Source organism: Marinobacter sp. LM1 (assembly GCF_042763285.1).
GTDB classification, from domain to species: Bacteria; Pseudomonadota; Gammaproteobacteria; order Pseudomonadales; family Oleiphilaceae; genus Marinobacter; species Marinobacter nauticus.
The window spans coordinates 1,214,358-1,237,517 of record NZ_CP114373.1 but is presented as its reverse complement, the minus strand read 5'-3'; the positions used below and the strand labels follow the sequence as shown (position 1 = coordinate 1,237,517).

The following is a 23,160-nucleotide window of genomic DNA, read 5'->3' as shown; positions in this document are numbered from 1 at the left end:
AGAAGGAGTTTCACCATGGCACAGGTACAGAAAACCCACGAGCGTTTTGATCAGCAACCGGAAAGATCCAGAGCCAGTCAGAAAGACCTGTTCAACCTCGCCGGTGCAGACGCTACCACAGGCAACGGCCTTCACCTGAAAACCATACAAGGCCTGGCCCGGGAGGGCATCCGGGTAATCCCGGCCGGCCACAACCACTGGATTCTCACCGGCAACCGCCCGCTGCCGGAAGTCCACTGCTACAGTGAGCAGGAATTACAGCGCTTCGCCCATTCGCGAGCCAGACATTATCTGACCACCCCCAACAGGGAGAGCCTATGAACACCACACCGATTTATCAGATCGATGCCTTTACCAAGACCCTGTTCGGCGGTAATCCGGCGGCCGTCATGCCGCTGGACCAATGGCTGCCAGACGAGCAGATGCAGGCAATAGCGCTGGAGAACAACCTGTCGGAAACCGCGTTTCTGGTGCCGTTGCCAGAGTCTGAGCCGGCGGATTTTCACATCCGCTGGTTCACCCCTGCGGTGGAAGTGCCGCTGTGCGGCCATGCCACACTGGCCTCAGCGTGGGTGGTGTTCAACCGGCTGAGCTGGCCGGCCGACACCGTGCATTTTCACTCCAGAAGTGGTCCATTGGCCGTTACCCGCCGGGCAGAAGGCTGGCTGGAGCTGGATTTCCCGAATCTGCCTTTCGAGCACAGGCCAACGCCGGCGCTGATTCTGGAGGCTTTGCCCGGGGCGCCGGCCGAGTCTTTCTACGTGCCTAACGACACCAATTACATGGTGGTGCTGGGCTCCGAAGACGAGGTGCGGAGCGCAACTCCGGACAACCGCAAACTGGCCGAGCTGGGTAACCAGGGCCTGATTGTGACCGCCCCGGGAACGGACTGCGATTTTGTCAGCCGGTATTTCGCTCCCGGCGCCGGTATCGACGAGGACCCCGTGACTGGCTCCATCCACAGCGTGTTGGTGCCCTACTGGGCTGAGAGGCTCGGAAAAACGGAACTCAGGGCTCGCCAGGTTTCTGCCCGCGGCGGCGAACTGCGCTGCGAGCTCCGGGGCGAGCGGGTGGCCATTTCTGGCCAGGCAGCCTTCTACATGGAAGGCTCCGTTCACCTGCCGTGAGGCTGGTATACTGCCCGGCGTTTTTCACCAACGGCGGGTAGTATCATGGCAGGTTCATCCTCAGCGTATGACGTAATCATCATCGGCGCCGGCGCAGCAGGGCTGATGTGTGCGGCAACCGCCGGCTACCGTGGTCGGCGTGTGCTGGTGCTGGACCATGCCAACAAACCGGGCAAGAAGATCCTGATGTCCGGCGGCGGGCGCTGCAATTTCACCAACCTGAACAGCACACCCGCCAACTTCCTCTCGGACAATCCCCATTACTGTATCTCAGCGTTGAAGCGGTACACTCCCCAGGATTTCCTCGAACTGGTGGATCGACACTGCGTCGAGTACGAGGAGAAAGCGCCCGGTCAGTTGTTCTGCCGGGACAGCGCCAGAGACGTCCTCAATGTTCTGCTGACCGAATGTGAATGGGCGGGCGCGGAGATCCGACTGAAGACCCAGATTCAGAAAGTACGGGAAGCGAACGGTGGCTATCAGGTTGTGACTGGCAGCGGCGTGCTGAGCTGCGAATCTCTTGTGGTTGCCTGCGGCGGCCTGTCCATTCCCACCATGGGCGCGACCGGATTCGGTTATGAGCTTGCCAGAAAATTCGGGTTGAACATTCTGCCGACCCGGGCCGGGCTGGTGCCCTTTACCCTGCAACCGGAGCTGAAACAGCAACTGGCACCACTCTCGGGGGTCAGTTGTCCGGTCGATGCCCACTGCCACAACCAGCATTTCCGCGAGCCCATGCTGGTGACGCACCGGGGGCTGAGTGGCCCGGCCATGTTGCAGGTGTCCAGCTACTGGCGGCCGGGGGATGAGGTGCACATCAACCTGTTGCCCGGCCTGCGTATTCAGGAGGACCTGCTGGCACTTCGCAGGCAAAAGCCGCAATCCACTCTGGCGCAGTATCTCAACCAGCATCTGCCCAAACGTTTTGCCCAGGCATTTAATGAACTTCAGGGCTGGCAGGGCCCACTTCAAGGCTGCAGCAATCAGGACATCGAGCAGATTGCCGACACTCTGGGCAACTGGACGGTGAAACCTGCCGGCACCGAAGGTTATCGAACCGCAGAAGTGACCCTGGGCGGAGTTGATACACGCCAACTCTCCTCCAAAACCATGGCGGTTCTGGATCGGCCGAACCTGTTCTTTATTGGCGAAGTGGTGGACGTGACCGGGCACCTGGGTGGTCACAATTTCCAGTGGGCCTGGGCGTCTGGTGTGGCTGCCGGCAACGAGGCCTGAGCCCCGCTACAGGTATTTCTCGATAGGCAACCACGACAGCATCCGCGACATGGCCCGGCGCCAGAAACCCACCTCCGGCTCGTGCTGCACCTCCTGCCCTTCTGACCGCCAGACCAGCTCATCCTGGCCATTCAGCTCAACCCGCCAGCTGTTCCGGGGCTCCATGGCGTAACGGATATCGTCCGCCACGGCATCCGCGAGCTCTGGGCTTTTGATCACCAGCACCGTCTCGCCATTGAGATAGATGGAACGAAGATTCACGTTAAAGGACCCGACAAACAGGGTTTCCCGATCAAACACCACCGCTTTGGAATGAAGGCTTACCTCACCGCCTTCACAGGCTGCACTGGCGGCCACCCAACGTTGGCATGCAGGGGCATCCGGTCGTAATTCGTGTAGCTCAATACCCTGCTCCAACATCGCCCGGCGCCACCGTGCGTATCCGGAGTGGTTGGTAACCAGATCATTGGTGGCCAGCGAATTGGTCAGGGCGGCAACCTGTAAACGACCTCTGCCAATGTCGCTCATGGCACTGAGCTGATGGTCAGTCAGGATCAGATACGCCGATTCAATAAGAATCTCGGACCGGGCACCGTCCACCAGGTCATACAGGGTTTGCGCGGTTCGCTGGGGAGCCTCTGCGGGGGCATCCGGGTCTTCGGGAGGCGGATCAAACACCAGTTCGGCGGGTGCGGAAACGGTGTTGGCAAACAAGGTCTCCAGATAGGTTCTTGCCGTTTGCCGGTTTCCTGGGGGCTCGATCTGGTAATGCCGCGAGGCGGCAGATTCAATCAGGACGCTGAGCTTCGGTTGTGCCTGTTCAGGCTTGGGATAAAGCTCTGCCAGCGGCAAGGTCCAGGGACTGTCCCAGTAGGCCTCGAAATTGGCGGTCATGTCCCCCGCCAACGGCCCCAGCACCAGAACATCGCGATCCCGGAAGTTCAGTGTCGGATGCTGATCGAAGTACTCATCCCCGATGTTCCTGCCCCCGGCAATACCCACAAGACTGTCCACCACAAAGGTTTTGTTGTGCATGCGCCGGTTGATGCGATCAAAGTCAGTGATAAACGAGAGCCAGCGACCGAATCCATCCCGGGACCGGGATGGATTGAAAATACGCACACGGATATTGGCGTGGGCATCCAGCAAGGCGAACAGGGATTCCTTGCCAGCAACATTAATGTCATCCAACAGCAGGCGAATCACCACCCCGCGATCTGCGGCCGCAACCAGACGGCTGGCCAGGTAACGCCCACTGTCATCATCGTTCCAGATGTAATACTGGGCGTCGATGCGCTGGCTGGCAGTCTCGATCAGTGCGGCCCGGGCCAGAAAGGCATCCTGGCCGGTGTTCAGCAGTTTTACCGCCGGCAACCCGGCGCCGACCCGCTCTTCGCTCTGTGCCTGCAGAAAAGCGTCTGGCTCCGAGGCGACCGGTATTGCCGGCCCGTGTTCCATCGGCTTGATCCCTCCTGCACAGCCAGCAAGGACAACCAGGGATATCAGGGTCAATAACCTTCTGATCATCGGGTTCCCTTCTCGGCTGCCTGTGAGCAATGGTTGCTCCTTATCTGAGAATAACCAGCGGCTTGTGCGCGGTTTTCAGCATGGTGGTTGTTGTACTGCCCACCAGAAATTGGCGGATTCGCGAGTGGCCGTAAGCGCCCATCACCAGAATGTCGATGCCGTGCTCTTCCTGATAGGCGTGCAGCGTGGGCTCCACATCGCCAGCGCGGACAGCCAGCGTGATCTCAACACCGAGGCCTTCCAGCATTTTTTCCGCTTTTTTCAGTTGCTCCCAACGATCGGCCGTGTCGGCTCCAACCATCACCAGGTGCAAAGGCATGCCCCGTAACACCGGGCTGGCCGCAATCATCTCAATGCCCTTGAAGGCGGTCGCGGAACCATCAAAGGCCACCATGGCACTTTTCGGCTCGCGGTATTCATCTGGCACCAGTAGAATCGGACGATGCACACTACGGATCACGGTCTCAAGCTGGCTACCGATGTGCACATCTCGATCGGAACTGCTTTCACCGTGCAACCCCATCACAAATAGCCGGGTTTCTTTTTCCAGCGCGGTCAGGGCCTCGGCCAGGTTGTCATGGCGCTGGCGCTTGACCGTCTCGCCAATACCCGCAGTTTTTACCCTGGCCTCTGCTTCGTCCAGCATGTGGTGGCCATGCTCCAGGGCAAGCTTGGAGCGCTTACGGTCCAGCTCCGCCAGCTCATCCAGCAAATGCTCGCGGCTGCCAAGGCCGATGCTGCCAGCCAGATCCGGCTCGGCCGGATACCGTTCTTCATCCAGAACATGCAGCAGCATCAGCGGCGTGTCCATGTGGCGGCTGGCCCAGGCGGCAAAATCGCACACTGCAGGGGCGGCCCGGGAACCGTCAATACACGCCACAATTCTCAACTTGTCTGCCGTCATAGCTGCCTCGCCTTGCGCCTGATTCTGGCTGTTATTATTGCTGCGAATGTCAGAGTTTTCTTTGGTCTGAGTCATATCAGTGCCCCATCAGCTGGTCAACGGCGTCGGGCTTGTCGTGCACCCCGAAGCGGTCAACGATGGTGGCACTGGCCTCATTCAGGCCAATCACTTCCACATCCGCACCCTCACGGCGGAACTTGATCACTGCCTTGTCCAACGCGCCAACGGCGGTAATGTCCCAGAAGTGCGCGCGGCTGAGGTCTATCACAACATTGTCCACCGCTTCCTTGAAGTCAAAGGATTCCAGGAATTTTTCCGAGGAACTGAAAAACACCTGGCCCACCACGGTATAGCGACGGGTGTCTGTTGCCTCGTCCAGCTCGGAGGTCACCAGCATGTAATGGCCAACCTTGTTGGCGAAGAACAGGGCCGCCAGCAGGACACCGGCCAGCACGCCGAAAGCCAGGTTGTGGGTGGCGACGACCACAATGACCGTAACCAGCATCACGATATTGGTGGACAATGGATGCTCCCTGAGATTACGGATGGAATCCCAGCTAAAGGTACCGATGGAGACCATAATCATCACGGCCACCAGGGCGGCCATCGGAATCTGCACCAGCCACTTGTCGAGCACCAGAACCAGAATCAGCAGAAAGACACCGGCCGTGAGCGTGGATAAACGTGTGCGACCACCGGATTTCACGTTGATGATGGACTGACCGATCATCGCACAGCCGGCCATGCCGCCCAGTAAGCCGGAACCGATATTGGCAATGCCCTGGCCCTTGCACTCGCGGTTACGGTCGCTGGTCGTGTCCGTAAGATCATCGACAATCGTCGCCGTCATCAAGGATTCCAGCAGCCCTACCACGGCAAGACCGAGTGAATAGGGCAGGATGATCATCAGGGTTTCCAGCGTGAGCGGTACGTCTGGCCACAGAAAAATCGGCAAGGTATCCGGCAATTCACCCATATCACCTACGGTACGAATATCCAGCCCCATAACCATGGAGACAATGGTCAAACCGACGATGCAAACCAGCGGAGACGGAATCAACTTGCCCACAGTGGGTATCAGCGGGAAGAGATAGATAATAGCCAGACCAGCGGCGGTCATGGCGTAGACATGCCAGGTCACATTGGTGAGTTCCGGCAACTGGGCCATAAAAATCAGGATGGCCAGAGCGTTCACGAAACCGGTCACCACTGAACGGGATACAAACCGCATCAAGCCGCCCAGTTTCAGGTAGCCGGCGGCAATCTGGATCACACCGGTCAGCAGGGTTGCCGCCAGCAGGTATTGCAGCCCATGCTCTTTGACCAGCGTCACCATCAGCAGCGCCATGGCGCCGGTGGCCGCCGAGATCATTCCCGGGCGGCCACCGACAAAGGCAATAATCACGGCAATACAGAAGGAGGCATACAAGCCCACTTTCGGGTCAACCCCGGCAATGATAGAGAAGGCAATCGCCTCCGGAATCAGTGCCAGCGCAACCACGGTTCCGGCGAGCAAGTCGCCGCGGATGTTCGAAAACCAGTTCTGCTTGAGTGCGTTTGTCATGGTCAGGGGTGTCGCTTTCAATTCTTGGGGATATCAGATCGGGGCCGCGAAGGGTACCAGAAACCGTCCTGAAAGTATGGCCAGACTGACCATCCCGACAGACCGGGGGTGCCGCCGGGGCCGCTAATTGCCTAGAATGCGTTTAAATAATCTTTTTGGTGACAAGTACATGGATGATGTAGCAAGCCAGTTCCTAAACGCCAACCAGACCACCATCAATCTGGCCGTGGCCTTGCTGCTCGGAGCCATCATTGGCCTGGAGCGGGGCTGGGATGCCCGGGAGCAGAAATCCGGGGAACGCATTGCCGGTATCCGCACCTTCTCACTGGTCGGGCTGTTGGGCGGTATTGCCGCCGTATTGTCGGAGCAGATTACCCCCTGGGCCTTTCCGGTATTGCTACTCAGTGTAGTGGCCATGGGGCTGGTGGCCTACAGCGAGCGCCTGGAACACATCCGCAATTTCAGCATTACCGGCATGGTCGGCATGTTGTTGACCTTCTGTTTTGGCGCCGTTGCCGTGGCGGTGGATCCGGTGATCGCCACCGCTGCTGCGGTGGTCACCGCCATCATTCTGGACAACAAGGAAGAAATCCACGGCTGGGTACACAAGCTTCAGGCCAGCGAACTGGACGCGGCCCTTAAACTGCTCTTGATCTCGGTGGTGATGCTGCCTCTGCTACCAAACGAGGCCATGGGCCCGGGTGGCGTGCTCAACCCCCGGGAAATCTGGTGGATGGTGGTGATGATCGCCTCCATCTCATTTGTCGGTTACTTTGCCATCCGGGTGGCCGGAGCCCGCAAAGGCATTCTGTTCACCAGTCTGTTTGCCGGATTGAGTTCATCTACCGCCCTGAGCCTGCACTTCGCCCGGCAATCGGCGAAGAATCCCGACTTCAGCCCGCAGTTTGCTGCCGGCATCCTGATTGCCTGCGGCACCATGTTCCCTCGGATTCTGGTTTATTGCCTGGTCATCAACAAGGCACTGCTACCCAGCCTGATCTGGCCGGTCGCCATGATGACCGCCCTCCTCTACGTGCCCGCGCTGATCATTTGGCGCCGCAACGCCCGGCAACTGCAGGTGAGCCAGCCCACCATGAACCAGAACCCGCTGGATCTCTCTTCCGCACTGGTGTTCGGTTTCTTGCTGACCGCCATTCTGTTACTGGGGGAATTCCTCAAGAATGCCTTTGGCGATGTCGGCATTTACGCCCTGGCCGCCACCTCTGGCGTGGCGGATGTCGATGCCATCACCCTGTCTCTTACCCGGATGTCCAACGACGGCCTGGGCATGGATGCAGCCGTGCTGGGGATTGTCATCGCGGCAGCGGTGAATAATCTGGTGAAATCGGGCATCGCCTGGAGTATCGGCAACCGACAAACCGGTCTGCTGGTGGCTGGCCCGATGGTGTTATCTCTGGCCGCAGGCCTGTTGGTGGCCTGGCTGCAATAAGGTATCAGCCAGCCTTACGGAAGGTCAGATTGTAGCGGGCCGAGCCGGTCACCGGGTGTTCACCGGCTTTCAGAGTCAGAACGCCGTGGTAACGCAAACGGGCCGGGCCGCCCCAGACCACCACATCACCATGTTCCAGCAGAATACGCGCGGGGCGGTCGTTGCGCTTGAGTCCACCAAACTGAAACACAATGGGCAGGCCCAGAGACACCGACACAATGGGCCAGGCAAAGTCTTTTTCGTCCTTATCCTGATGCAGTCCCATTTTGGCCCCTGGCTGATAGCGATTAATCAGGCAGGCATCCGGGTCAAAGCCGGTAAACCCCGCTTCCTGGGCCGACTTGCGGGCCAATGAGACAAAGCTATCGGGTATAGCCGGCCACCGAAGCCCGGATAACGGATCCTGGGGCTGGTAGCGATACCCTGTCTCGTCAGTCACCCACCCCAGGGGGCCGCAACAGGTCATGGCGGCCGACATCTGATGGCCACCCGGCGTTTTCATATGGCGGAACGGCGCGTGTCGCGTCACCTGATCTATATCTCGCATCAAGGCCTGCTGGTGCTTCACGGCATGACGCCGTAGCACAACCACGCCCTCGTCAAAGGCTTCCACTGTCGGTTGATCATTCAACCCGGAAAACAGATCTGGCGTCATAAGCCCCCGTTTATCTTCTGAAATCAGAATAACGCCCGCAGAGCGTCTACACTTAGAGAACCCTTCATCCGTCGTTGGATCCCGACGCTGTGAGACAGACAAAACCGCCACACAACAAACAGACCGCCCGGGTATCACTGGCATTCCTGATTGCGTCTGCCATCACCCTGGGAATGCTGATACTGGCCATCACACTGGTGGCCCAGAGTTATCGGGGCATGGAACAGGCCAAGGTCACCGCTGCCGCCGCCACTGCCCGACAGCTGGCTCTCAGCGTGGACGATCGTATCAATGCCATTACCCAACCGCCGGCTACGGCGCTGGCCTTGTTGCGGCACGACCCACTCACCCAGAGTTCCACCCTTGAGCAACGACTGCAACGCCTGCCGGTGATTGCCGATGTGCTCACCAGCAGCGATATTGTCAGTGCGGTATACGCAGGCTATGACAATGGCGATTTTTTCCTGTTCCGTAAGATTCGCAGTTCGGGCTCACTCCAGTTTCCGGACGCCCCCGCAACCAGTCGCTATCTGCTGCAAAGCCTGGAATACCAGGGCAATCTGCGCGAGGGTATCTGGCAATTCTATAACAGCGACCTGGAACTGCTCGAACGCCGCTCGCTGCCGGATTACGACTATGATCCCCGCCAGCGCCCCTGGTATCAGGCAGCCAGGGCCGGAGATTCGCTCCAGCTATCAGCGCCTTATGTGTTTTTCACCACCCAGGAAACCGGGCTGACCCTGTCTCAGAGGGCCGCCAGTATCCCGGGTACCGTGCTGGGTATTGATGTCACCGTGACCGACCTGGGCTCGCAACTGGCGGAGCTGAAACAGACCGCAGGAAGCCGGCTGGCCATTGTCAGCGCTTCCGGGGAACTCCTTGCAGACGCCGACGGTAACACCGAACCCGATGCCGTGATCCGCCAGGTGCTTGAGCCGGGCACCAACCGGGAAATCCGCCGCTTTCATCAGCAGGGCCGGGACTGGTATGGCATGGCCGAGCAACTTGGAACCCTGCCCGATGAAGCACTCTCCGTAGTTGTCGCCATTCCCTCGGATGAACTGCTGGCCGATGTCTGGGCTGCCCTTGCCCGCCAGACCGCGATCGCCGGCGCCATAGCGCTTCTGCTGTTGATACTTGGCTGGTTTATGGGGCGCCAGGTGGGCAAACCCCTTGAACGCCTGACCGACCGGGTCAGCAGCCTCTCCCGCTTCCGCTTTGACACGCCAATCCGCTCGGAGTCCCATATCCGGGAAGCCTCGGAACTCAGCATTGCCCTGGATGACATGGCCCGCACCATCCGAAGCTTCCAGAACATCGCCACGGTGCTCAACCGGGGCCAGGATCTGAACCAGTTGTTACGCGACATTCTTGATCAGATCATCGCCATCGTCAGCCAGGAACGGGGCGCGATTTACCTGTACAGCAGCCATGAACATAAGCTCGACCTGGCTGTTAACCGCGGACTTGAACTGCCCGCCAGCCTGCCAGCCATCAACCAGGCGGCAGACGATAACGAGATCATTCGCCAGCTCAGAAACCACATATCCGGCCACCCGGTGTTTGCCATCCTGCGTAATCGACGCAAGAAACTCATTGGTGCATTGATCATCGAAATGGAAGTGGGCGACCACACCCATCTCAGTGATGACCTGATTGTTTTCGTGGATGAAATTGCCGGCTCCGCCGCAGTTGCCATCGAAACCCGTGAACTGATCGAAAGCCAGCAGGCCCTGCTCGATGGGTTTATCCGCCTGGTGGCCAGCGCCATTGATGCCAAGTCGCCCTACACCGGTGGTCATTGCGAGCGGGTACCCAAGCTCGCCCAGATGATCACGGAGGTGGCAGAGCAGGCATCGGAAGGGCCTTTTGCCCATTTCCGCATGAACGAAGACGAACGTTACGAATTTCACCTGGCGGCCTGGTTGCACGACTGCGGCAAGATCACCAGCCCGGAATATGTGGTCGACAAAGCCGTAAAGCTGGAAACCATCTACAACCGCATCCACGAAATCCGGGCCCGCTTTGAAATCCTGCACCGGGATGCCGAGGTCCGTTACCTTCAAGCCTGCCTGAATGGAGAAGACCCGACCGAGGCTGCCCGTTACAGAGATGAGGCCCAGGCAAAACTTCAGGCTGACTTTGGCTTCCTGGCAGACGCCAATGTGGGCAGTGAGTCCATGTCGGACGAGGATGTAGCGCGCATTCGCCAGATCGGAGCCCAGACCTGGCAACGCCATTTCAGTGACCGGCTGGGCCTCTCCGGGGATGAGCAGCAAGCCCTGGCGGATTCTCCGGAAGCGGCACTGCCCGCCACCGAGCCACTGCTGGCAGACAAACCCTGGCATATTCGCACCTGGGGCGACCGGGTGCCTCCGGTCCAGCGGGACGACCCGCGCAATCTCTGGGGCTTTGACATGAAGCTGCCTGAGTATGCCTACAACCGGGGAGAACTCCACAATCTGACCATCCAGTACGGCACCCTGACGGAAGAAGAACGCTTCCGTATCAACGAACACATCGTGCAGACCATCTGCATGCTGGATGCCCTGCCCCTGCCAGACCGTCTGGCCCGTGTGCCCCGGCTGGCCGGCACCCACCACGAGCGTGTGGACGGCAAGGGCTACCCCTTCGGCCTGAGCGGTGAGGACATGAGCATTCCCGAGAAAATCATGGCCGTGGCTGACATCTTCGAGGCGCTGACCGCCGTGGATCGCCCTTACAAGCAGGGCAAGACACTGTCTGAAGCGCTGAACATCATGGATAACATGACCAGACAGGGCCATATAGACCGGGAGGTATTCCTGCTCTTCGTGCGCTCCGGAACCTATCGGCGCTACGGTGCCCAGCACCTGAAGGCCGAGCAGATTGATGCCGTGGATGAAAGCCTGTTCATGAAGCCCTGACCAAAAACACGTATATTCTCAGGACTGTTTACTCAACGAAGGATAGAGAATGCTGTTCGCAATCATTTTTGGCGGTCTGATCGGTTATGCCTTTGGTCGATTCCCCGGCTTTCTGGTTGGCGCAGCCATTGGTGCGTTCCTGTTCCAGCGCATGAAAAGCCGACTGCTGGGCAAGCTTCAGGGGCTGCAGGCCGGTTTCATTGAATCCGTGTTCGCGGTGATGGGCGCCCTGTGCAAGGCCGATGGTGTGGTCTCACGGGATGAAATCCAGATGGCAGAGGCCATGTTCGTTCGCTTTCGCCTGAACGAATCCCAGAAAGCCATGGCCAAGGAAGCGTTCAACCGGGGTAAAGCATCGGACTTCGACCTGGACGCCGAACTCCAGCGCTTCATGCAGGCTTCCGGCCGCCAGCCGGTGCTGTTGCAGATGTTTCTGCAGGTACAGGTGTCTGCGGTTGCCGCAGACGGGCAGGTACATCCGGCCGAGCACGAAATGCTGGTTCGTATCGCCCGTGGGCTGGGGCTGCCGGAAAGTCAGGTCGACCAGCTCGAAGCTATGCTGCGTGGTGCCCATGCCGGCCAGGCGGGCGGTACCCGCAATTATTCCAGCAGCCAGCAGATCGATGATGCCTACAAGGTTCTTGGCGTCTCGCCAGAGGCCTCAGACGCCGAGATCAAGCGCGCTTACCGCAAGCTGATGAGTGAAAACCACCCGGACAAACTCGCCGGACGCGGCTTGCCCGAAAGTATGCGGGAAATGGCGGAAGAGCGAACCCGTGAAATCAGCCACGCTTACGACGTGATCAAGGAAGCGCGGAACAAAGCGTCCTGAGCCCGACAGTCAGAACCAGCGGGGCACCCGTTTGCAATAGGCCTCGTACTGTTCATCAAAACGCCTGGCCAGGGCTTTCTCTTCCTCCCTGGCCTGGCGCATGATCACCAGCACGCCAGTCACCAGGCACACCAGCGAAAACACGCTGGGCAACGCCAGAAAGAACCCCAACTGCCCCGTCATCACCGCCAGAAACAGCGGGTTCCGGCTGCGACCAAAAGGTCCATCGGTCAGAAGGTGCCCACTGCCATGCTGGTCATCAATGCCGGAACGCCAGTCCTCATGCATGTAGGCCTGCAGATAGTTCACGGCAGTGTAGGAAACCAGCAGAAGCACAGCCCCGGCCAGTAACACCGGCCAGTGGTACAGCAGGGGGAAAACGCCCAACCAGGCGTCCAGATCAACCCAGATCCTGGCCAGGCAAACCAGCAGAATCGCAGCCCGGAACAGGTTAAAGGTGTGGCGATGCCACCAGGTAGCCGTACCGACCCTGCCATAATTGATGTGAGAGAAGCCCAATCGTGAATACAGGCCGAGCGTACGGGCCGCAAACTGCAGGCCAATCATCAGGAAAAAAACGCCGAGAAAAACCCGGACAGCTGGCTCGATCAGATCCATTATTCATTCTGGTTCAGTAGGTTGGCAAACAGCTTACTGTGCTTGAGGCTTCATTGAAAGAGACACAGATCAATCCTTTGCTGCCATATTTTGCACCCATTTTGTGACGCCATACCTGAAATGACATATCGTCACGTTTAAGCCTGAGTTATGTTAGTAAGCCTCTGTTTTTGCTTTCAGGAGCCGCCATGAATCAGCCACCCAGTACCCGCTTCCATTGTTTCCGCAACGACGCGATGGCCGACAACGACGCTACTGCACTTGCTGAACGGATTCGTTCAGGCGAGGTTTCGGCGCAGGAAGTGACGGCGGCGGCGATAGAGCGGGCACAGCTGGCGGCGCCGGTGATCAATGGTGTGGTGGCTGAACGTTATCAGCCAGCGCTGACACAGAGCCAGCGACCGGGCGCCCAGACTGGCCCCTTTGCCGGTGTACCTACCTATATCAAGGACAACACAGACGTTGAGGGTTTGCCCACCGGGCACGGGTCACAGGCGGTCACGCCCCGGGTGGCGAAAAGAACCAGCCCTTTTGCCGAACAGATGCTGTCCCAGGGCTATATTTGCCTGGGCAAGTCCACACTGCCGGAATTCGGTTTTAACGCCTCAACTGAGCCCGCCCAGGGAGACCCGACACGCAACCCATGGAACCTGGACTATTCCTGTGGCGCTTCCTCCGGCGGTGCTGCCGCCCTGGTCGCAGCCGGCGTGGTGCCCATCGCCCACGCCAATGACGGTGGCGGCTCTATCCGCATACCGGCTGCCTGTTGCGGGCTGGTAGGCCTGAAACCTACACGAGGCCGAGTGGTGGATAACGATGCCGCCCGGGATTTGCCCGTCAACATCATCAGTGATGGTGTCGTCACGCGTTCAGTGCGCGATACCGCCGGCTTCCTGGCGTACGCCGAGTCCTGGTTCAAGAACCGGAATCTACCCGCCATCGGGCATGTGCAGGGCCCCTCTGGCCGACAATTGCGCATTGGCCTGGTGCTGGACTCCATCAACGGCCACCCCACCGACCCGGAAACCCGGCTAGCCGTGGAGCAGACGGCCCGCTACCTGGAAAAGCTGGGGCACATTATCGAGCCCATGGATGTGCCGGTCGCCAGCTCATTTCCGGATGACTTTGCGCTTTACTGGGGGATGCTCGCGTTCGGTGTAAAAGCCCGCGGTAAGAAGCTCTATCACCCGGATTTCGACAAATCCCGAGTGGACGGCCTGACCAATGGCCTGGACAAAATGTTCCGCCGCCAGTTCTGGCGCCTGCCCGCTGTCATCTGGCGGCTGAAACGCTCCTGGCACGACTATCAGAGGCACATGAATGATTATGACGCGGTGCTGACCCCCGTCCTGGGACATACCACACCGCCACTGGGCCATCTGAACCCCGGTGTACCTTTCGATACCCTGTTCGAACGGCTGACCCGCTATGTGAGTTTTACGCCGCTGGCCAACGCCACAGGTGCTCCGGGTATCGCCTTGCCTATGGGGGAAAGCAGCCAGCACCTGCCCATTTCGGTGCAGTTTATGGGTCGGCATGGCGATGAGCGAACGCTACTTGAAATTGCCTACGCGCTGGAAGCCAACCACCCCTGGCCCACTCTAAGCCAGGCAGCCCGGTCAAATCAGGCCTGACAGACTGCCTGGTCCTGCCCGGCCTGGGTATTTGCAATTACCCGGTTGCGGCCCTCCGCCTTGGCCTGGTAAAGCGCGTCATCGGCGCAGGCAAACAACGCTTTGGTAGCGTCCGCCCGGGCGGGCGCGCAGCTGCAAACACCGATACTGACGGTCAGATGAAGTACCTGATCGGAGACCCGGAAAGCTGTTTTCTGAATCTCCTCGCGGATTCTCTCGGCGACCCGAACGGCGCCCGCTTCCGGAGTGTCTGGCAACAGGACAACAAACTCCTCGCCGCCGTATCGCGCGGCCAGATCCTGCGGCCGGGTGACGTGACGTTTGATGCAGTCGGCGACCATTTTCAGACAATCATCGCCAACGAGATGTCCGTAGGTATCGTTAAAGCTCTTGAAGTGATCAATATCTACCACCAGCAGCGACAGCGTCTCCTCAAACCGATAGGCATGGACCACGTCAGCCTGAAATTTTTTGTCAAAGTGCCCCCGGTTTTTGAGTCCGGTAAGGGGATCCGTCGCACTCAGTTCCAGTAGTTGTTCGTTCAGGGATTCCAGGTCGCGGGTCCGCTCCTGCACCCTCTCTTCCAACAGGGCATTAGCCTCTTGCTGAACACGCAACGATTTTTCCTGGGCCAGTCGAGCTTTGCGTTCTTCACGCAATAGCTTCTGCTGGGCCGCAAATGACTTCTTCTTCTCCCGGTTCAGCCTGTCGGCCAGCGCAAGCGATAACAGAATCACGCCAAGGGCCGAGCCAACCTGAGTGGCATTCTCAGTCAGCAGGTTCCTGGGCAGCATGGTAAATTTGCTCAGCGCCAATACGATGCCCCCGAACAGCATAAAAACCCAGGCCACCGTGTAATACCGGGCAGCTGGGTCACGCTTCAACCAGCGCACCACACTCAGCATAAGCATGGTGGAGCATCCCACAAAGGCAACCACAATGGTCGGAAGAATCATCAGCCTGTAGGGAATCAGAAGGCCCGCCAGGGCAAGCAGACCGGCCGTCATGATCATCGCCATCGTCCACCGGTTCAGCCACAGGTGGTTTTTCCTTGTCACACTGATGAAGCGAATGCTGAAGGCTCCCCCGAACAGCACCACCAGATTCAGGAACACAATAATGGATTGGTCGTTCCACCAGGTCGCTTCGGGCCAGAGATACTGAAACGCCACACCGTGCAGTGACGCCAGAAAAAGTGGCATCGCCGCAATATAGCCCACGTAGTAGAGAAAACTGCGCTCTCCCACGGCCATGAAGACGAAAAGGTTGTAAAGCATCATCACCAGAACAATACCGTAGTAAATGCCCTCAAACAGGCTCCGGGCCTGCTCCGCCGAGTAGAAGGCATCCTGATCCCAGAGCGTCATGGGCACCTGCATGGAGCTGGTAGTGTCCACCCGAAGATAAACCGTTGTGGACGATTCCGGGGGCAGCACCAGCGGGACAATGAAATTGCGGTGGTGAATCGGGCGATCATAGAAGGGACGTTTGTCGCCCAGCAGCAAGGGCTCCTGCATTCGGCCGTCGACTTCCCGGTAGACTTCAACGTGGTCCAGAACCGGGTAGCCAATTTCCAGAAAATTACCGGCTTCGGATTTCAGAGTATTGGTCAGTTCAACGCGGAACCAGTAGATGTCGTCGCCATAGCCAAGACTGACGCTGTCGCTCCCGTTCCGGGTCCAGGCCTGCGCCGGCAAACCACGAACGTCTTCGATCGACCGGGCGCCCTCTTCCTTCCAGTAGTCGACGAAACGGGAGAGCTCCAGTCGCTTGGAGAACGGGCCCCATTCCACCGATTCGGCACTCGACAGCGACGGTGCCAACAAGCAACACAGCAGACTGAGTAAGACAAAGAGCCTTGGCATATGGGTCTCTGGCGTCAAGCGCCTTAGTTATTGGTTATAAGCCTACAAAGGAGTATGCACCAAGTTGAACGAAGCGTCTGCCGAGGGTACTATTTGTCGCAAATTGACATAAAAAGCTACACAAGTTGGCCTGTTCGGAAACGCTCCGCTATTGCGGCAGTGGAAGGTCGTCCCCGTCAAAAATTGCCAAAACCTGCAAGAAACTGCGCTCAGGGTGGGCCTTCAGACACAGAGGCTCATCGGTTACCGGATGTTTCAGCCGCAACTCCGTCGCCGCCAGCATCAGGCGCCCCTGACCGAAGCGCTCGGCGAAATACCGGTTGTGCCTGCCCCGACCATGGTTGGCATCACCAATGATCGGGTGGTTGATGTGTTTCATATGTCGGCGCAGCTGATGTTTCCGGCCGGTCTCCGGCTTCAGCTCCACCAGGCTGTATCGACTCGTGGGGTAACGCTCAATCGCCACCGGCAATTCGGTCGTCGCCAGCCGGCGATACCGGGTGAGCGCCTCACGAACCGGCTGCTCCTGACCTTTGAGACGTCGGTCTTCCGGCTCATCCCGGAGCGGGTGGTCGACCACCCCCTGCTCCGGTGCCCAGCCCCTGACCATCGCCAGATAGGTTTTGCTCACCCCCCCGGCCATCATCGCCAGACCAAGCGTACGCGCCGTCTCCGGATCCCGGGCAAACAACAAGACACCCGAGGTGGGACGATCCAGCCGGTGCACGGGGTAGACATGCTCACCGCCGTTCATAGCCCGGGCATACTGCAGGGCAAATTCGGTTTCGTGCTTGTCGATGGGACTGCGATGCACCAGCAATCCGGCCGGCTTGTGCACGGCCAGCAGCCAGTCGTCCCGATAAATTTCAGTAAGCGGGTTCAGCATGTAAGATAGCGGCCGATAAACAAACCAGGAGCGCTCAGCGGCCTCCTGCGGTTCGTTATTCTACTCTCACCCTCCGGATTAAAACAGGAACCCCACCCATGAACTGGTACTTCAAAAGTATCCTTAACCGGATCCTTACCATTATTGTGGTGTCCAACCTCGTGATTGCCGTTGTTGCAGGCATCTACTTTAACCGTTCTCTGGCCACCCAGAATGAGTATGATCATCTGGTGAGCAAGGAAATGGTCCAGGCACTTCAGGCCCAAGACATTCTCAGCGACTTCAAAACCCAGGTTCAGGAATGGAAAAACGTGCTGATCCGGGGCGCCGATACCGGCCAGCGTGAAAAATACTGGCAGCGTTTCCAGGCGGTGGAAGCGAATATCCAGCAACAACTGGGCGCATTGATTCCTGAACTGAATGACAACCAGGCAAAAACCCTGATGACGCAGTTCCGAACCGCTCACCAGCGTATGGGCGAAGCCTATCGCAAAGGGTTCCGTGATTTTGTCTCCTCGGGTTACGACCACAACGCAGGCGATCAGGCCGTTTCCGGCATTGACCGGGAACCATCCAAACTGATTGAAGAGGCATCCGCCAGAATCCGGGACACCGCCGTGGCTCATTCCGCCGAGCTTCGTGACGAAGCCACCAGCACCACCTGGCTGATGGGAGGATTTCTACTGGCAGCCATTATTCTCGGCACACTGGCGTGCTTGAGCGTGCTGGTTCGCTCTGTGGTTCGACCAACCCAGGAACTGATCGGCAAGCTGGATCGCATCGGCAAAGGCGATCTGACCGATCCGGTCACTCTGAAGCGCCCGGATGAGTTGGGCAAGCTGGCAGACACCGCCCGCGCCTTGCACCGGTTCCTGCAGGAAACCGGCGAAATGATGAAACACAACGCCGAAAAACTGGCAGACACCGGCGCCATGATCCGGACCAACGCCGATGCCGTGTCGTCCCACTCTGATCGGGCTCATCAGCGTATCGACCAGATCGCAACCGCCATGAACGAGATGTCCGCCACCGCTCAGGATGTTGCTCAGCATGCGGCCTCAGTGGCCAGCCAGGTCGATGAGACCACGAACCAGACCCGCCATGCCGACGAACAGATCAACGATGCCGTCAGCAGCATGAATCGCCTGACAGATCAGATCCTTAGCTCGGCCACCACAGTGGCGGAACTGGCCAAGAGTGGTCAGCGCGTGGGTGATGTGATGCGAGTCATTCGCGAGATTGCCGATCAGACCAACCTGCTGGCGCTGAACGCAGCCATCGAAGCTGCTCGGGCAGGCGAAGCCGGCCGAGGCTTTGCGGTGGTGGCCGATGAAGTGCGCAACCTGGCTGCGAAGACCCAGGAGGCCACTGTCGAGATTGATGAGATTATTGCCAGCATTCAGGGCGGCTCCCGGGATGCCACGGAATACATGCAGGCATCAGAAGTGGTGGCCCGGGAAAGCAGTGAATCGGTGGATGCCGTTCGCAAAACCCTGGAGGACATTACCCGGCGGATGGTCAGCGTGAATGATGCCACCACCCAGGTGGCCACGGCCGCCGAGGAGCAGACCAGTGTGAGCGAAGACATCAATCGCAACGTTACCGAAGTCGCTGAAATTTCCGAAGCCATGCACAGCGCTGCCGAGGATAACCTGCGCACGGTGCCGGAACTTGAAGCTATGGCCAGCAAGGCCAAAGACCTGGCGGAACGAATCCGCTACTGATTGCGCCTCGCAATGCGCCCGGCCAGCGCCCTGACCCACTGGCCGGTGCGCTCTCCCAGAACCAGCAGAGCGGGCGTCAGCAGCAATGTCAGCAGAGTCGCAAAGGCAAGGCCCCCGGCGATGGCACTGGACAGCTGGGTCCACCATTGGGTGGATGGTGCCCCCAGACCCAATGACGGCTCCAGCAGATTGACATTCACCCCCAACACCATGGGCATCAGGCCAAGAATCGTGGTGACTGCCGTCAGCAATACGGGCCGGAAACGCAGACATCCGGTCTCCAGGGCGGCCTCGTAGGCGGCTTTGCCCTCCCGCTTCATCTGGTTGAAGGTATCGATCAGGATGATGTTGTTGTTCACCACAATACCCGCCAGCGCAATAATGCCCATGCCCACCATCACTACGCCGAAAGACTGACCGGAAAACAGCAAGCCCAGCAGCACTCCGGCGGTGGACAATACAATCGCCGACAGGATCAGAAGGGTCTGGTAAAGAGAATTGAACTGGGTCACCAGAATCAGCAACATCAGGCCAACCGCAACCAGAAAAGCGGAGGTCAGGAAGTTGGCGGCCTGCTGCTGATCCTCGTTTTCGCCGGCGAAGCGCACGCTCACCCCTTCCGGTGGCTCAGGCATCTCAGCCTGCAGGGTCCGCAGCAGCTCGTCCATTCGCCTGCCCGGCGCAATATCCGATTTGATGGTGATCGTGCGCTGGCCATCAACCCGAACGATTGAGCCGGTCTTGTCGCCTGGCTCCAGGTCCACGAATTCCGACAGCGGCACCTGACCGCGAGGGGTGTTCAGTGTCTGGCGCTCCAGGTGATCCAGCTCCCGCCAGTTGTTGGGCACCCGCACCGCAATGTCCACCTCATCGCGAACATCTTCCGGCCGGTAGGTGGCCAGCACCAGGCCATTGGTTACCAGCCGAACCGCACTGCCGATGCTCAACACATCGGTACCGAATCGAGCGGCCGCCTCACGATCCACATTCAGGCGCCACTCGATCCCGGGCAAGCTCCGGTCGTCTTCAATATCGACAAAACCACCGAGTTCGCGCATGCGGTTCTCAATGCTGTCGACATAGCCATCCAGCTGTGTGCTGTCCATACTGCTGACCTGCAGCTCGATGGGCTTGCCTTCAGCCGGGCCGCCCTCCTGCTTGCGGAACTCCAGTTCAATACCGGCGATATCTGCCGTACGTTCCCGAAAGTCTTCCAGAATATCCGTGGCAGTGCGGCGGGTGTACCAGTCCGTGAACTGGAACTGCAGAACGCCGATCACATCCGGAGCCATCTGGGAGCTGGTGGTCACCATGGAGCGCGCATACAGGGCCTTTACCTCCGGCATATTCTGCAGCCGAGACTCCACTTCACGCACAATGGCATCCCGTTCCCACACCGAAAGATCGCCACGAGCCCGCACCTGAACCTGGGCCGACTCGGGCTCGACACTCGGGAAAAACTCGACACCATGGTTAAAGCGCCCATAGGCGGCGTAGATCACAAAAATCACCATCAGGGTGCCGAGCAAGGTCAGGCCCGGGCGCTGCAGAAGAGCGGCCAGCACCTGTCGGTAGCCCCGCATGAAACGCCCTTCACTGGCATCCTTTTGGTGCCGGCGACCACCGCTCACGCCACCCAAAACCGGGAGAAAAACCAGCGCCATGGCCAGCGAAGCAATCAGGCAGATCAACACGGTCATCGGCAGGTATTTCATGAATTCGCCCACCACTCCGGGCCAGAACAGCAGCGGCACGAAGACCGCAAGCGTCGTCGCCGTGGAGGCAATAACCGGCCAGGCCATGCGCGAGGCTGCTTCCACCCAGGCGGCTTTGACCGGCTGCCCGTCCGACAGATTCCGGTCTGCCAGCTCAGACACCACAATGGCGCCATCCACCAGCATGCCCGCCACGAGGATCAGGCTGAACAGCACGACGATATTGAGCGTCAGGCCCATGCTCCAGATCACCAGGATGCCGGTCAGAAACGCCCCGGGGATGGTGAGCCCCACCAGCACAGCTGAGCGTGGGCCCATGGCCGCGATCACCACGATGATTACCAGCACAATGGCAGTCAGCACGTTGTTGAGCAGATCCGAGAGGATATCGCGCACTTCCTCGGACTGGTCCATGATGAAGCGGATATCGAGGGTCTCCGGCAACCGGGGCCGGGACTCATCAATCAGGGTGCGAATCTGCTCAATGGTTTCAATAATGTTGGCGCCCGAGCGCTTGGAAACTTCCAGTACCAGGGCTGGCTCCCCGTTGATGCGGGCGAAGCCGGTCGGGTCTTTGAAGGTGCGCTGCAGCATGGCCACATCACCAAAGGTAACCACAGTGTCGCCGTCCACCTTCACTGGCATCGACATCACATCTTCGATGGTTTCGATTACTCCCGGCACTTTCAGCGCCATCCGACCATTACCCGTGTCCAGTGAGCCGGCAGCCACCAACTGGTTGTTCCGGGTAACCAGGGAGGCCAACTGATCAAAATCGATGCCGTAGCTTTCCAGCACCTGGGGATCCACCACGATCTCCAGCAGATCCTCCCGGTCGCCACCAATTTCCACCTCCAGCACTTCGGGAATGGCTTCGATGGCATCCTGAAGTCGGCGCGCAATGGTAATCAGCTCGCGTTCCGACAGCGGACCGGACAGGCCTACCGACAATACCGGAAACAGCGACACGTTGATTTCATTGACCCGGGGTTCGTCGGCTTCCTGGGGTAGCTTGCTGCGGGCGGTATCCACCTTCTCCCGGACATCCTGCAGCGCCTTGTCCGGATCGAAACCGGCGTCGAATTCAAGCATTACCGAGGCATGGCCTTCTGAGGCGGTACCCCGCATTTCCTTGATGCCTTCCAGCGAGCGCAGCTCCTGCTCCATGGGACGGACCAGCAGGCGCTCAGCGTCTTCCGGGCTGATGCCTTCAAGCGTCATCGAGACATAGATCATCGGGATGGTGACGTCCGGATTGGATTCCTTTGGAATCGCCTGGTAGGCCGCCATACCGCCCAACAGCAGGAACAGGAACAACAACAGCGTGGTGCGGCTTCGGTCCATGGCCGCGGCAATCAATGCTCGCATGACGGTCAGCCCCGCTGGTCTGAGGCGTCAACAGGGCGCACCTGCTCACCCGGCGAGACAAATCCGGCCCCTCGGGTAATCAGGCGGATCTCCGGCGGCAATCCGGCAACCCAGGCGCCGTCGGTCGAGACGCTCAACAACCGTACGGTTTCGAACACCACCCGGTTATCAGCATCGACAAACTTCACGCCGGGGCGACCGTCGTCATCCAGCCCCAGGTAGGCAGGCGATATGAAGGTGGCCTGTTGCTCCGGCAGTTGAATACTCAGGCTGGCAGAGCCGCCCGCAGCCCGCTTCAATTCAGGATTCTCCACCACCACTTCCACCGCAAAACTTCGGGTGTCCGAATTGGCAGCGCTGGCCACAAAACTGACAACGCCGGCCAGCCGGGAGCCGTCCAGCAGTTGTATATCGACTGCCTGCCCCGGTTGAACCAGCGCCGCCGATTGTTGGGGGATCTGCCCGGTGGCTTTCAGGCGGTCTATCTGTACCAGCTCAAACAGGGGCGTTCCCACCTGCACCAGACTGCCTTCGTCCACTTCGCGACGATTCACAGTGGCATCAAACGGCGCGATGGGCTTGAGGTGATTCAGCGCCAGTTCGGCCGCGGCGAGTTCTGCTCGAGCCGCGGCGAGTTCACTCTGCAGACGCAGTATTTCAGTTTCGGCGGCCAGATTGCTGGAACGCAGCTTCCGGGCGGCGGCCAGATCCGCTTCCAGTTTGCGAATACTGGCCTGCCAGCGCTGTACCACCGTGTCCCGACCATCCATCGACAAGGTCGCAAGCACCGTACCCGCTTTCACCTGCTGCCCCAGCTCAACGTTCAGTTGCTCAACAGTGCCAGCCACGCGGGCACTGACCTGAACCGACTGCCAGGGTTCCAGCTGGCCCTGAAGTTTCAGGGTTGGTTGATAAGCCTGGGCGCTGACCGGTGTTACCTCTACCCGAGTTATGGCTACCTGTTCGGAGGCCGACTCCTCCGGCGCCTCATCACTGGCAACTTTTACCTCACCCGTTGCCATCCAGATAACCAATAACACGATGACCAGAAGGGATAATCCCAGGGAGCTCCATTTTGCTCTTGTCATGCACCACTCGCCGTGAACAGATTCGGTTTGAGAAAGCGGAAAAACCGGCACCGGTTGAATT

Annotated in this window: 17 protein-coding genes; 8 read left to right on the top strand and 9 right to left on the bottom strand. The window is 59.1% G+C overall.

Translation table 11 applies throughout. The annotated features are described in order from the left end of the window. Positions 1-15: 15 nt before the first annotated feature. The 3 genes from OZ656_RS05760 to OZ656_RS05750 are packed head-to-tail and all read left to right on the top strand — an operon-like array spanning position 16 to position 2,363. Positions 16-321, top strand: coding sequence for a hypothetical protein (locus OZ656_RS05760; RefSeq protein ID WP_278350138.1), 306 nt, complete (start codon positions 16-18; stop codon positions 319-321). Beyond that, positions 318-1,127 (top strand): PhzF family phenazine biosynthesis protein, encoded by an 810-nt coding sequence (locus OZ656_RS05755; RefSeq protein ID WP_222447712.1) that lies wholly within the window; start codon positions 318-320, stop codon positions 1,125-1,127. Before OZ656_RS05760 ends, OZ656_RS05755 begins: the two co-directional genes overlap by 4 nt. Before the next feature lie 45 nt (positions 1,128-1,172). Then, positions 1,173-2,363 (top strand): NAD(P)/FAD-dependent oxidoreductase, encoded by a 1,191-nt coding sequence (locus OZ656_RS05750; RefSeq protein ID WP_278350139.1) that lies wholly within the window; start codon positions 1,173-1,175, stop codon positions 2,361-2,363. A 6-nt stretch (positions 2,364-2,369) separates the two neighbouring features. On the opposite strand, the gene OZ656_RS05745 is transcribed toward OZ656_RS05750, so the two are convergent. The 3 genes from OZ656_RS05745 to OZ656_RS05735 all read right to left on the bottom strand — a co-directional run bounded on the left by OZ656_RS05745 (position 2,370) and on the right by OZ656_RS05735 (position 6,358). Beyond that, complete coding sequence (locus OZ656_RS05745) at positions 2,370-3,821, bottom strand: phospholipase D family protein (protein ID WP_379945053.1); 1,452 nt, start codon at positions 3,819-3,821, stop codon at positions 2,370-2,372. 109 nt (positions 3,822-3,930) lie between these two features. Then, complete coding sequence (locus OZ656_RS05740) at positions 3,931-4,869, bottom strand: universal stress protein (protein ID WP_278350141.1); 939 nt, start codon at positions 4,867-4,869, stop codon at positions 3,931-3,933. Position 4,870: 1 nt separating this feature from the next. Continuing rightward, positions 4,871-6,358: a SulP family inorganic anion transporter gene (locus tag OZ656_RS05735; protein WP_011785574.1), complete on the bottom strand. Its 1,488-nt coding sequence runs from the start codon at positions 6,356-6,358 to the stop codon at positions 4,871-4,873. Between the two features lie 169 nt (positions 6,359-6,527). On the opposite strand from OZ656_RS05735, the gene OZ656_RS05730 reads away from it, so the two are divergent. Then, a complete protein-coding gene (locus OZ656_RS05730; protein ID WP_022990968.1) occupies positions 6,528-7,808 on the top strand; it encodes an MgtC/SapB family protein in 1,281 nt (426 codons plus the stop codon). 4 nt (positions 7,809-7,812) lie between these two features. On the opposite strand, the gene alkB is transcribed toward OZ656_RS05730, so the two are convergent. Then, complete coding sequence (gene alkB, locus OZ656_RS05725) at positions 7,813-8,463, bottom strand: DNA oxidative demethylase AlkB (protein ID WP_379945052.1); 651 nt, start codon at positions 8,461-8,463, stop codon at positions 7,813-7,815. A gap of 89 nt (positions 8,464-8,552) precedes the next feature. On the opposite strand from alkB, the gene OZ656_RS05720 reads away from it, so the two are divergent. Together OZ656_RS05720 and djlA are read left to right on the top strand one after the other, a co-directional pair. Beyond that, positions 8,553-11,369 carry an HD domain-containing phosphohydrolase gene (locus OZ656_RS05720; RefSeq protein WP_278350142.1) on the top strand — a complete coding sequence of 939 codons (2,817 nt, stop codon included), beginning with the start codon at positions 8,553-8,555 and terminating at the stop codon, positions 11,367-11,369. A 49-nt stretch (positions 11,370-11,418) separates the two neighbouring features. Further along, entirely contained in the window at positions 11,419-12,201 is a 783-nt protein-coding gene (gene djlA, locus OZ656_RS05715) for a co-chaperone DjlA (RefSeq protein ID WP_011785578.1), read from the top strand. A 9-nt stretch (positions 12,202-12,210) separates the two neighbouring features. Here djlA and OZ656_RS05710 read toward each other — a convergent pair whose 3' ends face one another. Further along, on the bottom strand, positions 12,211-12,819 hold the full coding sequence (locus tag OZ656_RS05710) for an isoprenylcysteine carboxylmethyltransferase family protein (RefSeq protein ID WP_228223236.1): 609 nt from the start codon (positions 12,817-12,819) through the stop codon (positions 12,211-12,213). 188 nt (positions 12,820-13,007) lie between these two features. Here OZ656_RS05710 and OZ656_RS05705 point away from each other — a divergent pair, with 188 nt between their 5' ends. After that, complete coding sequence (locus OZ656_RS05705; protein ID WP_286715169.1) at positions 13,008-14,453, top strand: amidase; 1,446 nt, start codon at positions 13,008-13,010, stop codon at positions 14,451-14,453. Here the strand turns inward: OZ656_RS05705 and OZ656_RS05700 are convergent. Beyond that, positions 14,444-16,318, bottom strand: coding sequence for a diguanylate cyclase (locus OZ656_RS05700; protein WP_286715167.1), 1,875 nt, complete (start codon positions 16,316-16,318; stop codon positions 14,444-14,446). The genes OZ656_RS05705 and OZ656_RS05700 overlap by 10 nt on opposite strands. Positions 16,319-16,466: 148 nt before the next feature. After that, positions 16,467-17,204 (bottom strand): pseudouridine synthase, encoded by a 738-nt coding sequence (locus tag OZ656_RS05695; protein ID WP_153741355.1) that lies wholly within the window; start codon positions 17,202-17,204, stop codon positions 16,467-16,469. A 98-nt stretch (positions 17,205-17,302) separates the two neighbouring features. On the opposite strand from OZ656_RS05695, the gene OZ656_RS05690 reads away from it, so the two are divergent. After that, entirely contained in the window at positions 17,303-18,928 is a 1,626-nt protein-coding gene (locus OZ656_RS05690) for a methyl-accepting chemotaxis protein (RefSeq protein WP_286715164.1), read from the top strand. Here OZ656_RS05690 and OZ656_RS05685 read toward each other — a convergent pair. After that, positions 18,922-22,011, bottom strand: coding sequence for an efflux RND transporter permease subunit (locus OZ656_RS05685; protein ID WP_379945051.1), 3,090 nt, complete (start codon positions 22,009-22,011; stop codon positions 18,922-18,924). The two genes, OZ656_RS05690 and OZ656_RS05685, sit on opposite strands and share 7 nt — an antisense overlap. Positions 22,012-22,016: 5 nt before the next feature. After that, positions 22,017-23,099, bottom strand: coding sequence for an efflux RND transporter periplasmic adaptor subunit (locus OZ656_RS05680; RefSeq protein WP_278350147.1), 1,083 nt, complete (start codon positions 23,097-23,099; stop codon positions 22,017-22,019). Between the last annotated feature and the right edge of the window lie 61 nt (positions 23,100-23,160).

Excerpts from the sequence above, each read along its gene's own strand:
- OZ656_RS05730 (WP_022990968.1), top strand. The coding sequence starts at position 6,528 with ATGGATGATGTAGCAAGCCAGTTCCTAAACGCCAACCAGACCACCATC.
- OZ656_RS05745 (WP_379945053.1), bottom strand. The coding sequence starts at position 3,821 with ATGGAACACGGGCCGGCAATACCGGTCGCCTCGGAGCCAGACGCTTTT.
- OZ656_RS05735 (WP_011785574.1), bottom strand. The coding sequence starts at position 6,358 with ATGACAAACGCACTCAAGCAGAACTGGTTTTCGAACATCCGCGGCGAC.
- OZ656_RS05705 (WP_286715169.1), top strand. The coding sequence starts at position 13,008 with ATGAATCAGCCACCCAGTACCCGCTTCCATTGTTTCCGCAACGACGCG.
- OZ656_RS05690 (WP_286715164.1), top strand. The coding sequence starts at position 17,303 with ATGAACTGGTACTTCAAAAGTATCCTTAACCGGATCCTTACCATTATT.
- OZ656_RS05740 (WP_278350141.1), bottom strand. The coding sequence starts at position 4,869 with ATGACTCAGACCAAAGAAAACTCTGACATTCGCAGCAATAATAACAGC.
- djlA (WP_011785578.1), top strand. The coding sequence starts at position 11,419 with ATGCTGTTCGCAATCATTTTTGGCGGTCTGATCGGTTATGCCTTTGGT.
- OZ656_RS05755 (WP_222447712.1), top strand. The coding sequence starts at position 318 with ATGAACACCACACCGATTTATCAGATCGATGCCTTTACCAAGACCCTG.
- OZ656_RS05710 (WP_228223236.1), bottom strand. The coding sequence starts at position 12,819 with ATGGATCTGATCGAGCCAGCTGTCCGGGTTTTTCTCGGCGTTTTTTTC.
- OZ656_RS05700 (WP_286715167.1), bottom strand. The coding sequence starts at position 16,318 with ATGCCAAGGCTCTTTGTCTTACTCAGTCTGCTGTGTTGCTTGTTGGCA.
- OZ656_RS05695 (WP_153741355.1), bottom strand. The coding sequence starts at position 17,204 with ATGCTGAACCCGCTTACTGAAATTTATCGGGACGACTGGCTGCTGGCC.
- alkB (WP_379945052.1), bottom strand. The coding sequence starts at position 8,463 with ATGACGCCAGATCTGTTTTCCGGGTTGAATGATCAACCGACAGTGGAA.
- OZ656_RS05680 (WP_278350147.1), bottom strand. The coding sequence starts at position 23,099 with ATGACAAGAGCAAAATGGAGCTCCCTGGGATTATCCCTTCTGGTCATC.
- OZ656_RS05760 (WP_278350138.1), top strand. The coding sequence starts at position 16 with ATGGCACAGGTACAGAAAACCCACGAGCGTTTTGATCAGCAACCGGAA.
- OZ656_RS05685 (WP_379945051.1), bottom strand. The coding sequence starts at position 22,011 with ATGCGAGCATTGATTGCCGCGGCCATGGACCGAAGCCGCACCACGCTG.
- OZ656_RS05750 (WP_278350139.1), top strand. The coding sequence starts at position 1,173 with ATGGCAGGTTCATCCTCAGCGTATGACGTAATCATCATCGGCGCCGGC.